14 protein-coding genes and 1 pseudogene are annotated in these 14,171 nt (G+C 70.0%); 12 read left to right on the top strand and 3 right to left on the bottom strand.

The window, feature by feature from the left end:
• The first annotated feature begins 9 nt into the window (after positions 1-9).
• From BJP60_RS02460 to BJP60_RS02450, 3 genes are all read left to right on the top strand, one after another.
• Complete coding sequence (locus BJP60_RS02460; RefSeq protein WP_203137324.1) at positions 10-210, top strand: hypothetical protein; 201 nt, start codon at positions 10-12, stop codon at positions 208-210.
• 88 nt (positions 211-298) lie between these two features.
• Positions 299-1,009 (top strand): NRDE family protein, encoded by a 711-nt coding sequence (locus BJP60_RS02455; RefSeq protein WP_203137323.1) that lies wholly within the window; start codon positions 299-301, stop codon positions 1,007-1,009.
• A 62-nt stretch (positions 1,010-1,071) separates the two neighbouring features.
• Positions 1,072-1,653, top strand: a complete 582-nt coding sequence (locus BJP60_RS02450; protein WP_203137322.1) for a J-domain-containing protein — start codon at positions 1,072-1,074, stop codon at positions 1,651-1,653.
• Positions 1,654-1,662: 9 nt separating this feature from the next.
• Here BJP60_RS02450 and BJP60_RS02445 read toward each other — a convergent pair whose 3' ends face one another.
• Entirely contained in the window at positions 1,663-1,998 is a 336-nt protein-coding gene (locus BJP60_RS02445) for a hypothetical protein (protein ID WP_203137321.1), read from the bottom strand.
• A 236-nt stretch (positions 1,999-2,234) separates the two neighbouring features.
• Here BJP60_RS02445 and BJP60_RS02440 point away from each other — a divergent pair, with 236 nt between their 5' ends.
• The 3 genes from BJP60_RS02440 to BJP60_RS02430 all read left to right on the top strand — a co-directional run bounded on the left by BJP60_RS02440 (position 2,235) and on the right by BJP60_RS02430 (position 5,913).
• Positions 2,235-3,797, top strand: a complete 1,563-nt coding sequence (locus BJP60_RS02440; RefSeq protein WP_203137320.1) for a LuxR C-terminal-related transcriptional regulator — start codon at positions 2,235-2,237, stop codon at positions 3,795-3,797.
• Positions 3,794-5,119 (top strand): LuxR C-terminal-related transcriptional regulator, encoded by a 1,326-nt coding sequence (locus tag BJP60_RS02435; RefSeq protein WP_203137319.1) that lies wholly within the window; start codon positions 3,794-3,796, stop codon positions 5,117-5,119. The genes BJP60_RS02440 and BJP60_RS02435 overlap by 4 nt, the downstream gene beginning before the upstream one ends.
• Positions 5,120-5,262: 143 nt before the next feature.
• Positions 5,263-5,913, top strand: coding sequence for a GntR family transcriptional regulator (locus tag BJP60_RS02430; protein WP_203137318.1), 651 nt, complete (start codon positions 5,263-5,265; stop codon positions 5,911-5,913).
• A gap of 290 nt (positions 5,914-6,203) precedes the next feature.
• Here the strand turns inward: BJP60_RS02430 and BJP60_RS02425 are convergent, their stop codons facing one another.
• Complete coding sequence (locus BJP60_RS02425; RefSeq protein WP_203137317.1) at positions 6,204-6,848, bottom strand: TetR/AcrR family transcriptional regulator; 645 nt, start codon at positions 6,846-6,848, stop codon at positions 6,204-6,206.
• Between the two features lie 172 nt (positions 6,849-7,020).
• Between BJP60_RS02425 and BJP60_RS02420 the strand changes: the two genes are divergently transcribed.
• From BJP60_RS02420 to BJP60_RS02410, 3 genes are read left to right on the top strand one after another with little or no spacing between them, the layout of a single operon-like run.
• Positions 7,021-7,320, top strand: a complete 300-nt coding sequence (locus BJP60_RS02420; protein WP_203137316.1) for a putative quinol monooxygenase — start codon at positions 7,021-7,023, stop codon at positions 7,318-7,320.
• 27 nt (positions 7,321-7,347) lie between these two features.
• Positions 7,348-8,040, top strand: coding sequence for an SDR family NAD(P)-dependent oxidoreductase (locus tag BJP60_RS02415; RefSeq protein ID WP_203137314.1), 693 nt, complete (start codon positions 7,348-7,350; stop codon positions 8,038-8,040).
• Positions 8,034-9,260 carry a low temperature requirement protein A gene (locus tag BJP60_RS02410; RefSeq protein WP_203137313.1) on the top strand — a complete coding sequence of 409 codons (1,227 nt, stop codon included), beginning with the start codon at positions 8,034-8,036 and terminating at the stop codon, positions 9,258-9,260. The genes BJP60_RS02415 and BJP60_RS02410 overlap by 7 nt, the downstream gene beginning before the upstream one ends.
• Positions 9,261-9,729: 469 nt before the next feature.
• Here BJP60_RS02410 and BJP60_RS02405 read toward each other — a convergent pair whose 3' ends face one another.
• Complete coding sequence (locus BJP60_RS02405; protein WP_203137311.1) at positions 9,730-10,467, bottom strand: 2-oxo acid dehydrogenase subunit E2; 738 nt, start codon at positions 10,465-10,467, stop codon at positions 9,730-9,732.
• 184 nt (positions 10,468-10,651) lie between these two features.
• Here BJP60_RS02405 and BJP60_RS02400 point away from each other — a divergent pair, with 184 nt between their 5' ends.
• From BJP60_RS02400 to BJP60_RS02390, 3 genes and pseudogenes are all read left to right on the top strand, one after another.
• On the top strand, positions 10,652-10,861 hold the full coding sequence (locus tag BJP60_RS02400; protein ID WP_203137309.1) for a heavy-metal-associated domain-containing protein: 210 nt from the start codon (positions 10,652-10,654) through the stop codon (positions 10,859-10,861).
• 124 nt (positions 10,862-10,985) lie between these two features.
• On the top strand, positions 10,986-11,804 hold the full coding sequence (locus tag BJP60_RS02395; RefSeq protein WP_238439525.1) for a hypothetical protein: 819 nt from the start codon (positions 10,986-10,988) through the stop codon (positions 11,802-11,804).
• A gap of 46 nt (positions 11,805-11,850) precedes the next feature.
• Positions 11,851-14,120: pseudogene (locus tag BJP60_RS02390) on the top strand (heavy metal translocating P-type ATPase).
• Positions 14,121-14,171 lie beyond the last annotated feature (51 nt).

Below are 14,171 nucleotides of genomic sequence, written 5' to 3'. Positions count from 1 at the left end.
CCTGTCCGCATGAACACACCCGACGACGCGAAGAAGCCGCAGGATCACCTTCCCCCGCAGGACGAGCGGGACGCGAGCGAGATCGAGGAGACCCAGTACCCCGGCACGGAGGGGCCGTCCGGCGGATCGCCGGTCTCCCCCGAGACCGCCGCGGAGCCCGACGAACCCGGCCGCCACGGCCTCGCGAGGCCACCGCAGCAGGGCGCCTGATCGGGGTGCCACTCTAGGCGCCCGCCTCTCACGACGGAGCGATCGCACCGCGCGCCTGGTGGGTGCGGACTCGGGAAGAATGAGTGCGATGTGCACCGTGATCGTCCGCGTCCCCGAGCCCGGCTCGTCCGCTCCCGTCCGCCTGCTCGCGGTCCGCGACGAGGATCCGGAGCGGCCGTGGAATCCCCTCGGCGAGTGGTGGCCGGATCGCGCGGGACTCGTGGGCGTGCAGGACCGGCTCGCCGGCGGCGCCTGGCTGGCCGCGCGAGGCCCCCGGCTCGCGGTGCTCCTCAACCGCGCGGGACACCCGGAGGGCGTGCGGCCTGAGGAGCTCGCGTCGCGCGGCGGCATCGTGCTCGCCTCCGTGGACGGCGTCTCGCCCGAGGGCACGCCGCGCACGCTGGGGTTCAACCTCGTCGAGGTGGACGGCACCGAGGTCGCGGTCACGTCGTGGGACGGCGCCGGTCTCCGGCGGCAGATCCTCAGGCCCGGCACGCACATGCTCGCGCACGACGATGTGGACGACGAGACCACCGCCCGCATCGCCGCCTGGCACGGGCAGTTCGCCGACGCGCGCGCGGAGGGCGACGAGTGGTGGGGGCCGTGGCTGCGCGTGCTCGCGGACAGCGCCGAGCTGGACCCGTCCGACGATCGCGCGATCATCCGCGACAACCACGCGCACGGCTACCCGACGATGTCGCTGCTCGCGTGTGTGGCCGAGGTCTCGGCCGCCGGCGCCGACGTGCACTACGCGCAGCTCGACCGCCCGGGCGCCTGGAACGCGCTGAGCTTCCGCTGAGCGGCGCCGCTCAGCGGAAGCGGGCATAGCCTGGAGGGACCGAAACTCCCCTGGGAGGTGCGATGACCGATCCACGCGAGGCCGCCCAGCGCTACAGGCTGGACCGAGACCTCGGCCAGGACGCCGCGGGTCGGGGCGCCAGCGATCACGAGGCCGAGGCGCCGGCGTGGTCGACGCCGGAGGAGCGCGCGGCGGTCGTCGAGCAGGCGGTCCAGCACGCGATCCGCCGGGGCGATTTCGACGACCTGCCCGGCGCCGGCAAGCCGCTCACGGGACTCGGCGCGAGCCACGACCCCGACTGGTGGCTGCGCCGCAAGATCGAGACCGAGAACCTGCGCGGCCTCGGCCCGCCCGCGCTCACCCTGCGCGTCGAGAGTGCGGAGCTGCACGACAGGCTCGACCGGATGACGCGTGAGCAGGATGTCCGCGAGACGCTCGAGGACTTCAACGCCCGCGTGCGGCATGCCCGGCTGCAGCTACTCGGCGGCCCGCCCGTCGTGACGCCGACGCGTGACGTCGACGCCGAGATCGCCTCCTGGCACGCGCGCCGCGAGGAGCGGGCCCGCGCCGCACGCGAGGCGGCGGAGGCCGACGCGCCTCCGGCGCCGAGGCGGCGCCTGTGGCGCCGGCGCGGCAGAGCCTGATCGTCCGGCTCAGCCGTTGCGGCGCCGACTCGCCGCCGTGGCCGCGGCGCCGACGAGCATCAGACCGCCGATGGCGTAGAGCGGCGTGACCTCCATGTCGTCGGCCGCTGCACGCGACGTGTCGCGACCGGCGCCGTCATCTCGCGCGGGCGCCACATCCGACGTCGATGCCTCGTCATCCGAGGGCGCTTCGCCACCCGTGGGTGCCGGGGCCTGCACCGGCTGCACGGCCGCGGTCGCCGGAAGCGCAACGACCGCGCCCGCGGACAGGCCGAGGGCGGTCCCCGACAGGACGGCGACGAGCAGCGCGAGCGGGGATCGTCGCGCAGGGGGCTGCGACAGCATGGACGGCTTTCGGTCTGGGGAGCGCGCTGCGAGCAGCGCCGAACCGCACGTTATGCCCGCCGGCGCCCGGTCCGCCCGGGTTTCATCCACGGGTTCACCCGTTACTCACCGGGACACCGCTGGCCTCCCAGCGAATCTGCAGGTAGATTCGAGCCACCCTCCCCCGGGGCCTGTTCACGTTCGCCGACGGCGCCTTCATCGCCCGAGGCGGAACCGAGCCGTGGGGACGGGTGGTCATGCGGGGGATGCAGGACGAGGCGGAACGCGCATCGGCGCGGATCCTCGCCGCTCTCGCGCGCGGCGACTGGCATGCCGCGCTCGAGCCGGCGTACGCGGGGTGGGGCCCGCTGATCAGCTACCGTCCCGAGCTGCTCGAGCAGGCGGCCCTCGCGGTACCGCCCGCGGGACTGGACGCGGTGCCGGAGTGGCGGGTGATCCGCGGCTATCTCCGCCGGATGAGGATGCGCCCCGACCTGCGGCCGGCCGTCTACAGCGATGACGCGTCTGCACCGGGACCGGACGCGCCGGCCTCGACCCGCGCGGTGCTGTTCACCAGCCGGGCGAGCGGTGCCCGCACGGCGGGGAGGTACGACGAGGCCAAGACGTGGGCCGAGCGCGCGGAGTCTGCGGCCCGCGAGGACGCGAGGTCGTCCGGAACGCTTCGGGGGCTCGTTGCTTCGCTACTCGTGGAGTGCGCACTCGCGCACGAGTTCGCAGGGCAGCCGACGCGCGCCATGGCACTGCTGCGCGAGGCGTTCGTCTGCGCCGAGGAGACGCGCAATGCGCGCGACATGGCGGACGCCGCGGGTGAGCTCGCCTGGCTGCTGGCTCTCGCGGGCTACCGTGAGGCGGACGACTGGCTCGCGCGTCACGACACCCTGCTCACCGGGGGCCCTCGGATCGAGGCCCTGACGATCTCGTCTCAGCTCGCGCGCGCCCTCCGCCTGTGGGACGCGCTCGACTTCGACGCGGCCGAGCGCGAGCTCGCCCGAATCGACCCGCACGACGTCGGCGAGCACCTGCTGTTCGTCGCGGCGGCGCGGCTGATGATCGGATCGCGCGTGTCGCGTGACCAGGGCACCGCGCTGCTCAGCCACTTCGACACCCGGATCTCCGCGATGCCCGTGGCGCACGTCGCCAGCGGGCTCAACGGCGAGTTGAACCGGATCGTGCGTGCCGATCTGCTGTTCATCCGGGGTGAGGCGGCAGCCGTCCTGCGCCTGCTGGCGGACCTCGAGTCGCCGACGGCGCCGTTCGTCACCGCGCGACGCGCGATCGCCCACCTGCTCGCGGACGAGGACGACATCGCGGATCGGCTCGCGACGGAGGCGCTCGACGATCCGCGCACATGGGTCCGGCTGCGGATCGAGATGAATGTCGTCCACGCGATCGCCGCGCGGCGGCGCGGAGACGTCGCCACGGCAGCCGAGCGGTTCCGCGCCGCGGTCGACGAGACCGCCGAGCACGGCTGCTTCATGGCCTTCACGCTGGCGCCGCGCACGGAGCTCGAAGAGCTGATCGGACTGCTCGAAGCCGATGCGACACCACCGTGGCTCCGCCGCCTCACGTCGGGGACGATCGCCCTGCCACCCGCGCGGCAGAGGATCGTCCGCGTCACGCGTCGCGAGGAGCGCCTGATCGCGGCGCTGTCCGAGGACGCCGACGAGCAGAGCCTCGCCGCCGCACTGTCGGTGTCGCGCAACACCGTGCGCAGTCAGTTGCACACGCTCTACCGGAAGTTCGACGTCAACAGTCGGGGGGCCCTGCGGGCGGCGGCCAGACGACAGGGGCTGCTGTGACGGCGGTCGCCGACAACGAGCGCCTCCTGCGCCTGACGACCCTGACCCAGGCGACCGCCGAGGCCCGCTCGGCGGGCGAGCACGACCGCGCTCATGCGCTCGCGAGCCAGGGCGCCGACCTCGTCGACCGCCTCGAGCCGCACGAGCGCGCCCGGATCGCCCGTGCACTGCCGCGCATGATGCTCGAGTGGGCGTGGGCCATGCGCGGCACCTACGACTTCACGCGCGAGCGCGCGCTGCTCGACCACGCCTACGCCTGGGCTATCGCCTCGGACGATTTCGCGATGGCGGCACGCGTGGCAGGCCAGCTCGCGTGGGACAACGCCTTCACGGGTCGCCGCGCGATCGCCGAGGAGTGGTCCGACCGCGCCGAAGCACTGTGGAAGGAGGCGGGGCGCGCGGGACTGCCGGTCATCGCGCACGCTTCCCTCGCCCTGCTGCGCGCGGCATCCCTCGATTTCACGGGAGCGCTCGCGACGCTGGACGAGGCCCGCGCGTCCGCCGAGGCGAACCCGGATGGCGCTCCCGTGCGCGAGACGGGGTTCGCCATCGCCGCGCTGCGGATGCAGTGGGAAGCGCAGGCGGACCCCAGCCGACTGGGACGCCTGTGCGCCGAACTCGCGACGCTGCGCGCGGCGGCGAGAGCGGCCCCGCCCCTCACACGGCTCACCATGTCGGTGACCCTCGCGCGCCTGCATCTGTTCGCCGCGCAGCCCGAGCACGCGCTCGCACTGCTCGCCGACAAGGAGGGCCTGCGCACGTGCCGTCCGCTGCTGCAGGTGCATCGCGCCATGGCGCACCTCATGCTGCACGACTACATCGCCGCCGACGCCGACGCGTCCGAGGCACCCGAGGGCATCTCGTCGTGGCCGAGGTGCCAGGCGGAGATGCGCATCCTTCGCGCGGCCGCGCGCCTCGCTCTCGGCGACCCGGACGCCGCGGCCCTGTCGTTCCGCGAGGGGGTCGCGATCGCGGGGGCGCATGAGCTCCCCGTCGCCCTCACGGTCGTGCCGTCGGCCGACCTGGGACGGCTCGCGACGCTGGCGTTCGGCGACGCGCCCCCCGTGATCGTCCGCGGGGCGATCGCGGCCGCCGCGCTCGCACCCGCGCGCGATCCGGGCACTGCGCGGCTCACGGATCGCGAGGAACGCCTGATGCGGACGCTGGTCGAACATCCCGGGCTGAGCGTGAAGGAGATCGCCGACGTGCTCGGCGTGTCCCGCAACACCGTCAAGTCGCAGCTGTCCGCGCTGTTCCGCAAGACGGGCGTGACCAACCGCGTCCAGCTCGTGCGGCTCGCTCGCGCCCGGCTGAGCGGCTGACTCCCCGGGCAGCTCCCCGCGGAAGAGGCCACAAGGAATCAGAGCGGGACATCCGCGCCTCCTGTTCCGGCGTCGGGGTCCGTCCGATCCCGACCGCCGGCCCGCGAGCCGGCGTCGGTCCTCATCCGGAGGCGCAGCCGCCCGTGCTCACGACGCTCGAACCGCTCACCACGCCCTCGCGCCTGTCCGACATCGTCTTCGACCGGATCAAGGACGCGATCATCGCCGGCTCCCTCGCGCCCGGCACCGCCATCAAGGACACCGAGCTCGCGCAGCAGCTCGGCGTCTCCCGCATGCCGATCCGCGAGGCGCTGCAGCGACTGGCGCGCGTCGGCCTCATCGAGGTCGCCGCGAGTCGCTTCACCCGGGTCACGCGCGTGACGCCCGCCCTCGTCCGCGAGACGCTCGCCTTCGCGCGATGCCACGCCGTCGCCGTCGTGGGGCTCGCCGTGCCGCAGCTCACCCCACGCGACAGGCGGGAGCTGGCCCGGGTCATCCGGCAGGCCGAGGCGGACATCGAAGCCGGCCGTCCCGCACTGCTCGCGACACGGCGCGTCTACCGCCGCCTGGCGGAGACCGCCGGCAACCGCTTCCTCGCGGGCATGCTCGCGGATGTCGAGATCGCGATCGAGCGGAACCTCGCGCACGCAAGTGCGGATGAGGCCGCAGCGGCGCATGTGCGCGGGACGCTGCAGGACCTCCGCACGGCGATCGAGCGCGGCGACGCGGCCGCGGCGAGCGATGCGGCCTCGCGCCAGTACAGCATCCTTCCGCGCGATCCCGCCTGCGGGTGAATGCGCGGATGAACACCGCTTCTCCCTCCTCCGCGGGCTCTTAGCCTGAGACCACGCAGCGGCGCCGACGCCCGTTCGGGGGAATGGATCGCCGTCGTCGCGGCACTGTTCTCCTCGCGGGGCGGATCGTCCGCCCCGCGAGGAGAAACATCCGCCTTCCGCCGACTGACAGGGTCGAGAACCGGACTCGGCATTTCGCCGCGCCGTGTTCGAATCAAGCCCTCGCCGCCGCGAAGGATCAGGCCCGCGAACGGTGTCGGATGCCGCACACGACGCGATTCATCTCCGGCTCATGCGGGCGCCGGCCCGCGCTCTCCGGCGACGAGGGGCCACAACGTGGCAACGACTTGCTCGGCGTAGTCGGGTGGCACTTCGCGGCCGTAGCGATTGAAGTCGGCGAAGTAGCTGCCGAACGACAAGCTCACGATCATGTCGATGTCCACATCCTCCCGTACCGCTCCCCTCCGTTGGAGTTCGACGAGCACGTCGGAGAGTTCCTGGCATCGCGGCCGGTTGCCGTGCTCCCGCATCTGTGCGAGCAGGCCGGGCTCGCGCTCTGCTTCCGCCATGAAGTTGCCGTGGAGAGTCATCGCTCGAGGGTTGTGCAGGCGTGGGTCGAGACGACGTACCGCCTCGACCATCGCTTCTCGCGGGGTGAGTCCATCGAGGTCCAGGGGCGGATACGCCTCGCGTTGCTTGCGCAATCCGTATTGCAGGGCTTCGACGACCAGCTCGTACTTGTTCGGCCAGCGCCGGTACAGCGTCGGACGTGTCACGCCGGCCTCCGCGACGATGTCGCCGATCGTCATCGATGAATAGCCCTTCGTCGCGAGCAGCATCCGCGTCGATTCGATGATCGCCTCTTCGACCAGCGGATCACGTGGGCGGCCGCCGGAGCTCGTCCGTGCCTCTGCGTTCGGGCGCTTGTCAGACATCCGGTCCCTCCCGTGATCTCGGTCATTTCGTTACACGTATTGACTGTAACGCAGAAGGGACGCTAGCGTTCAGTCCGGGCAGATTGCGTTACAGATATTCGCTGTAACGCAATCCCGCCCAGTTCCGCACCGACGAAAGGAATCCCGCATGTCAGCGACCCCCAATGGTTACGTGACCGTCCTCTGGGAGGCGAAAGCCAGGCCCGGCCGGGAAAGCGAGCTCAAGGCGTTCATCGCAGCCGCGGTCACGCCGTCCCGCAACGACCCCGGGAACATCGATTACGAGGCCCACGAGGTCGCCGGCGAGAACGGCGCGTTCGTGATCTACGAGCGCTGGGAGACGCGTGCTCTTCTGGATGCCCACCTCACGGCTCCGCGAATGGCAGCGCTCGTGCCGGAGATGCTCGAGCTGATCGACGGGTCCATCGAGGACGGGATCCGTCTGCTGCGTCCCTTTCGGCCCGCGGCCTGAACCGTATTCGCGAAGGCAGGAAGACGAATGACGACAACTCTCATCACCGGCGGAAACCGCGGACTCGGCTACGAGGTCGCCCGTCGTCTTATCGGCGCAGGCCAGGCCGTCTGGATCGGCGCCCGTGACGCGGCCGCCGGACAGAAAGCGGCCGACCGCCTCGGCGCACACTTCGTACCGCTGGACGTCACGGATGATGCATCCGTCCAGGCCGCCGTTGCCAGAATGCGAGCGCAGGTGGGGCACTTGGATGTCCTCATCAACAACGCGGGCATTCTCGGTGATGTCGCAGCCCCCGAGGACATGACGGCGGATCAGCTGCGCGAGGTGTACGAGACCAATGTGTTCGGGCTCGTTCGGGTCACGCGCGCATTCCTCCCCCTGCTGCGGAAGGGCACGGACCCCTCGGTGATCAACGTCACCAGCGGGATGGGGTCGTTCGCGCTGACGCACGATCCCACGCGGGTGGAATCGCACTACACGCTCGCGGCCTACGGCTCTTCCAAGAGCGCAGTCACGATGCTCACCACCCAGTACGCGAAGACGATCCCAGGCGTCCGATTCAATGCGGTCGATCCCGGCCAGACCGCGACCGACTTCACAGGCCACGTCGGACAGAGCGTCGCAGAGGGAGCGGAGGCGGCGGTGCGCGTCGCCACTCTCGGCCCAGCGACACCGACCGGAACCGTGACTGACCGGGTCGGCGTTCTGCCGTGGTGAACGGACGGCTCCGGCGTCGCGGCGACGATGCCGGGGCCCAGCGCGCCGCGACGCTGGAGCTGTTCTACGACCTCGTGTTCGTCTTCGCGGTCACTCAGGTCTCGCATCTCCTCCTAGGTCACCTCACGTGGGCCGGAGCGGGCCAGGCAGCGATCGTCCTGCTCGCCGTGTGGTGGTCGTGGAACTACACGACATGGGCCACGAACGAACTCGATCCGGAGACCGATTCCGTTCGCCTTCTGCTGATCGCGCTCATGCTCGGAAGTCTGCTGATGGCGATCGCCGTCCCCCACGCCTTCGGCGAGCGGGGCCTTCTCTTCGCCACCGCCTACCTCGCGATCCAGGTCGGCCGCCACACTTTCCTCACGTTCGTCGCGGCCGACCGCGGCAGCATCGAACGCGAGCAGGCCGGACGCATCCTCGCCTGGTTCCTGGCGGCGGGCGTGTTCTGGATCGCCGGCGGACTGGCCGAGGGCGCCTCGAGAGCAGGGCTGTGGCTGCTTGCACTCGCCCTCGACTACATCGCTCCTCGCATCCTCTTTCCGCTCCCCGGTCGACCGCGGCTTCCGGCAGGCTCCTGGCACCTCGCCACCGGACACTTCACCGAGCGGTTCGGGCTGATCGTGATCGCTGCCATCGGCGAGACGATCATCTTGACCGGGGCGACGACTGCCGGACGAGAACTCGACGCAGCGACGGCCGCTGCCTTCACAAGCGCGTTCGCCGGGTCCGCCGCGCTCTGGTGGCTGTACTTCACCTCGACGCGAGAGCTCGGCGAGCGGTTCCTCGACGGTGAGGCGAGCCGAACCGGTCGGGCGCGAGACCTCTACACATATGGGCACGTCTTGATCGTCGCCGGCATCATCCTGACCGCCGTGGGTGACGAACTCGTGATCGCGCACCCGCTGGAGCCTTTGGGAAGTGCACAGCTGACCGCTGTCATATCAGGACCGCTCCTGTTCCTCCTCGCGCAACTCGCGCTGCATCTGCGGGCGACGCGACGCGTGGACTACGCCCGCCTGGCCGCGGTGCCCACGTGCGCAGCGATCGGTCTGCTCGGCGGGCAGGTTCCCGCGCTGGTGGTCGGTGCAGCGCTTGTCGCGATGCTCATCGCCGTCGCGTTGTCCGACCAGGTCGCCGCGCGACCGGCCCGAAATCGCCTGGGATCACTATCGCGGGTGTTCCGTCTCATTCGACCTGACAGAAGGGCAAGCCGCTGACCGCGGCTTTTGTCAGATAGCGAGACGACCGATCTGTGAGATCCGTCTCATCCAACCTGACAGCAACTATTCAGGGGCGGCGACCGGCACCGGATGACCCTGGCCCGCCGCGCTCGAGTATCCCGAAGCCGAGCGCGCAGCGAGGGCCGGTCCTCTGCGCCGATCAGCGTACTGCCCACGCGTGAAACTGCCGACAACTGACGATAAGCCCAGCGAAGGAGCGCGCTCAGCTTGCGCCGTCAGCCCGAGGGCCGCTGACACTCCAACCGTCGCCGCCAGCACGCGCAGTGCGCACAGCTGAGCCCATGACTCTGCGCCGGCAAGCAGGAACTTCGCTGTGAGGTCATCGTTGGCCGCGGCAACGTCGGTGGCTGGTCATGCCACTCGGGGCGGCGCTCATAGAACCGATGCTCGCGAATGGCATCGAGCCGCCTGCCGAACCGCAGGGATTCCGCTCATCCGCGTCCACTCAGTGGGCGCCGGACGGAGTACGGCCCAGCTTCTTCGGATTCTCGAGGAGGGTGGTGAGGGTGCCGAGGAACCGGGCCGCGAGGACGCCGCGGATAATGCGGTGGTCGGCGGTGAGCGTGCACGAGAGAACGCGTCTCGCGACGATCTTGCCGTCGACCATCTTGAGCTGTTCTGCCGCAGCTCCGACCGCAAGGATGGCTCCCTGAGGGGGGACTATGAGCGCGGCGAAGTGGTCCACGCCGAACATGCCCAGGTTGCTGATAGTGAAGGTGCCGTCGGCCATATCCGGGAGTCCGAGCTTGCGCAGCCGGGCGCGTGTAACGACGTCGCGCGTCTTGCGAGCGATCTCGGTGAGAGAGTCCTGATCGGCGTCACGGAGGACCGGGGTCATGAGCCCTGCGGGCGAGTCCACGGCGAGACCGATGTTGATGCGGTCGTGCATGAGGATCTGGCCGCGTCCTTCGCCGGAGTAGGAAGCGTTGACCTCGGGATGGTGTGCAAGGGCGAGTGTGACAGCGCGGACGATGAAGTCGTTCACCGAGACCTTCTGTCCGGTGGCCCCAAGTTGAGCGTTGAACTCAGCGCGCAGCGTCATGAGGGCTTCCACGTCCGCAATAGCGGTGGCAGTGAAAGTCGGCAGCGCTGCGCTCTCGGTGACGCGCTTAGCGATTGCGCGCCGGATCGCATCGAACGCGATGGGCTCCGATCTGCGTCCGTCCATGGATGCTTCGGTCATGGCGCTTCTCCTGAACTGAAGTGGCTGGTCCGCGTGCGCTCCGCCCTTCTGGTCGGTGGGTGCAGGCGCACGCGCCGCCGGGGTCCCAGACATCGCCGCTGGCTTTGCGGAATACCCGGCGGGGGTATATGGTTCCCACCATACACATACCCGGTAGGGGTACCCGGAAGAACAAAGGGGCTCGATGATGTCGAACGATTACCAGGTGACCGGAATGACATGCGGCCACTGCGAGATGTCGATCCGCGAGGAGGTCGGTGAGATCCCCGGAGTGAAGGACATCCAGGTCAGCGCAGAGACCGGCAAGCTCAGCGTCACCGCCGAGGGCGAGATCGACGACGCCAAGGTCCTCGCAGCGGTCGAGGAAGCCGGCTACTCGGCGGTGCGTGTCTGATGAACGCAGGAGGACGGCTCGCGCTTTACGCGGCCGGTCTGGCGGTGGCGTTCGGCGGGGCCTTCGGCATCGCCGGCGCCGTCACCCCGAGAGTTTCGCATCAACGTGGGCAGAAGGAACTGAGATGAACACGCACGGCGAAGGGCACGGCGACACCGAGAAGGAGGCCCAGGGTCACGGCCTCAAGGGTCTCTCGCTCGACGCGGGCGGTTTCCTTCTCTCACCGGTCCGGGCGCCTGGCGCCGTCGGCGACGAGGGAGAGCTGGTCTTCGAGATCCTCGACGATTCCGGCGAGCCGGTGACCGATTACGACACCGCGCACGAGAAGGATCTGCACCTGATCGTCGTCCGAACCGATGGTGCGGGCTTCCGGCACGTGCACCCTGTGCTCGATGCGAGCACGGGCACCTGGTCCACGCCATGGAGCTGGGACGAGGCGGGCACCTACCGCGTGTACGCCGACTTCACCCCGGCGGCCGAGGGGGCCGAAGGCGTCACGCTGAGCCGCTCCGTCCAGGTCGCGGGCGACTTCGCCCCCGTCGAGCGCGAGTTGCAGACCACTGACGAGGTCGACGGGTACGCCGTCTCCCTCCACGGAGAGGTCACCGCCGGGTCGGCGAGCGAGCTCACCGTCACTGTCGAGCGCGACGGGGAGCCGGTGACCACGCTGGAGCCCTACCTCGGGGCGTTCGGCCACATGGTGGCTCTGCGCGAAGGCGACCTCGCCTATCTGCACGTGCACGCCGAAGGTGACGAGCCGCACGCCGGCGACACGGCAGGTCCTGAGATCCGTTTCGCAGCGAAGGCCCCGACCGCGGGCCGCTACATGGTCTATCTGGACTTCCAGGTCGACGGGCAGGTGCACACCGCCGAGTTCGTGATCGAGGCCGCTCGCGGCGACGCCTCGCACACAGACGACGATTCGGATCACGGCGGCCACTGACCCGTCGGGGTCTGGCGTCGTAAGAGCCGAGAGAGAAGGGAAGAGGATGAGCACATCAGCGCCCCCCACGGGTGGTCCGGTCATCGAGCTGGAGATCGGCGGGATGACCTGCGCCTCCTGCGCGAATCGGATCGAGAAGAAGCTCAACAAGCTCGATGGCGTCGAGGCCACGGTCAACTACGCCACGGAGAAGGCGAAGGTCGTCGTCCCCGCCGGATACGACCCGGCGCTGCTTGTCGCCGAAGTCGAGAAGACCGGCTACACCGCCGCACTGCCGAAGCTCACCGGCACCGGGTCGGGCGGATCCGAGACCGACGCCGCAGACGAAGAGGACACCGAGCTCACCTCGCTGCGCCACCGCCTCGTGGGCTCGATCGTGCTCACGATCCCCGTGATCGCGATGGCCATGATCCCCGCGCTGCAGTTCACGCACTGGCAGTGGGCCTCGCTCGCCCTTGCCGCTCCGGTGATCATCTGGGCGGCCTGGCCGTTCCACAAGGCGGCGTGGACGAACCTCAAGCACGGCACGGCGACGATGGACACGCTCATCTCGATGGGTACCACGGTGGCGCTGCTGTGGTCTGTCTACGCTCTGTTCTTGGGCACCGCCGGCACCCCCGGCATGACGCACCCCTTTGAGCTCACGATCGCGCCGTCCGACGGGGCGGCGAACATCTACCTCGAGGTGGGCGCGGGCGTGACGATGTTCATCCTCGCCGGCCGCTACTTCGAGAAGCGGTCCAAGCGCCAGGCCGGAGCCGCGCTGCGCGCCCTGTTGGAGCTCGGCGCGAAGGACGTCTCTGTGCTGCGTAACGGGGTTGAGGTGAAGATTTCCACCTCCGAGCTGTCCGTCGGCGACGAGTTCATCGTCCGTCCTGGCGAGAAGATCGCCACCGATGGGGTCGTCGTGGCCGGGACGTCCGCGGTGGATGCCTCGATGCTGACCGGGGAGTCCGTGCCGGTCGAGGTCGCGGAGGGTGACGCGGTGACCGGCGCCACCGTGAACGCGGGCGGGCGCCTCGTGATCCGGGCCACCCGCGTGGGAGCGGACACCCAGCTCGCGCAGATGGCGAAGCTCGTCGAGGACGCCCAGACCGGCAAGGCCAATGTGCAGCGCCTTGCCGACCGGATCTCCGGGGTGTTCGTGCCGATCGTGATCGTCGTTGCCATCGCGACCCTTGGTGCGTGGCTTGGGGCCGGCTTCCCCGTCGCCGCGGCCTTCACCGCTGCGGTCGCGGTCCTGGTCATCGCCTGCCCTTGCGCGCTGGGTCTCGCGACCCCGACCGCACTGCTGGTCGGCACCGGCCGCGGTGCGCAGCTGGGCATCCTCATCAAGGGGCCCGAAGTGCTCGAATCCACCCGCACGGTCGACACCGTCGTGCTGGACAAGACCGGCACCGTCACCAGCGGCAAGATGACGCTTGTCGACGTGATCACCGAGCCGGGTGTGGATCGGGCGGAGTTGCTGCGCTTCGCCGGCGCACTGGAGGACTCCTCTGAGCACCCGATCGCGCAAGCGATCGCGAAGGCAGCCACCCAGGAGGTTGGCCAGCTACCCACCCCGAGGACTTCGCCAACGTCGAGGGCAAGGGCGTGCAAGGCATCGTCGAGGGCACCCCGGTCATCGTCGGCCGGGACTCGCTGCTAGCCGACTGGTCGCAGAAGCTCTCACCTGAGGTCGCGCAGGCGAAGACTCGAGCCGAGAGCAGCGGCAAGACGGTCGTGGCGATCGGCTGGGACGGTCAGGCGCGAGGCATCCTCGTCGTCGCCGACACAGTCAAGCCCACCAGTGCGGAGGCGATCCGCGGGCTCAAGCAGATGGGCCTGACCCCCGTCCTCCTCACCGGAGACAACGAGGCCGTGGCCCGCCAGATCGCCGCCGAGGTCGGCATCGACGAGGTCATCGCCGAGGTCCTCCCCCAGGACAAGGTCGACGTGGTCGCGCGCCTTCAGCGCGAGGGCAAGATCGTCGCGATGGTCGGTGACGGCGTCAACGACGCACCTGCGCTCGCGCAGGCCGACCTCGGTCTGGCGATGGGCACGGGCACGGACGTGGCGATCGAGGCCTCCGACATCACGCTTGTGCGTGGAGATCTGCGAGCCGCCGTCGACGCGATCCGCCTCTCCCGCAAGACGCTGTCGACGATCAAGACCAACCTGTTCTGGGCCTTCGCCTACAACATCGCTGCGATCCCGGTCGCAGCGCTGGGAATGCTCAACCCCATGCTCGCGGGCGCGGCGATGGCGTTCTCCAGCGTCTTCGTCGTCGGCAACAGCCTCCGCCTGCGCGGGTTCAAGAGCGTCGCCGCACAGTGACGCCCGAGACCCACCCAACGATACGAAATCGGACCAAGAAGGAAGCCCTGA

Origin of the sequence: Microbacterium sp. JZ31, assembly GCF_016805985.1 — a bacterium.
Taxonomy (GTDB): Bacteria; Actinomycetota; Actinomycetes; order Actinomycetales; family Microbacteriaceae; genus Microbacterium.
This window is presented reverse-complemented; position numbering and strand designations above follow the sequence as displayed.

Coding starts and splice junctions, on each gene's coding strand:
- BJP60_RS02455 (WP_203137323.1), top strand. CDS start 299: ATGTGCACCGTGATCGTCCGCGTCCCCGAGCCCGGCTCGTCCGCTCCC.
- BJP60_RS02450 (WP_203137322.1), top strand. CDS start 1,072: ATGACCGATCCACGCGAGGCCGCCCAGCGCTACAGGCTGGACCGAGAC.
- BJP60_RS02440 (WP_203137320.1), top strand. CDS start 2,235: ATGCGGGGGATGCAGGACGAGGCGGAACGCGCATCGGCGCGGATCCTC.
- BJP60_RS02445 (WP_203137321.1), bottom strand. CDS start 1,998: ATGCTGTCGCAGCCCCCTGCGCGACGATCCCCGCTCGCGCTGCTCGTC.
- BJP60_RS02395 (WP_238439525.1), top strand. CDS start 10,986: ATGAACACGCACGGCGAAGGGCACGGCGACACCGAGAAGGAGGCCCAG.
- BJP60_RS02400 (WP_203137309.1), top strand. CDS start 10,652: ATGATGTCGAACGATTACCAGGTGACCGGAATGACATGCGGCCACTGC.
- BJP60_RS02415 (WP_203137314.1), top strand. CDS start 7,348: ATGACGACAACTCTCATCACCGGCGGAAACCGCGGACTCGGCTACGAG.
- BJP60_RS02405 (WP_203137311.1), bottom strand. CDS start 10,467: ATGACCGAAGCATCCATGGACGGACGCAGATCGGAGCCCATCGCGTTC.
- BJP60_RS02425 (WP_203137317.1), bottom strand. CDS start 6,848: ATGTCTGACAAGCGCCCGAACGCAGAGGCACGGACGAGCTCCGGCGGC.
- BJP60_RS02460 (WP_203137324.1), top strand. CDS start 10: ATGAACACACCCGACGACGCGAAGAAGCCGCAGGATCACCTTCCCCCG.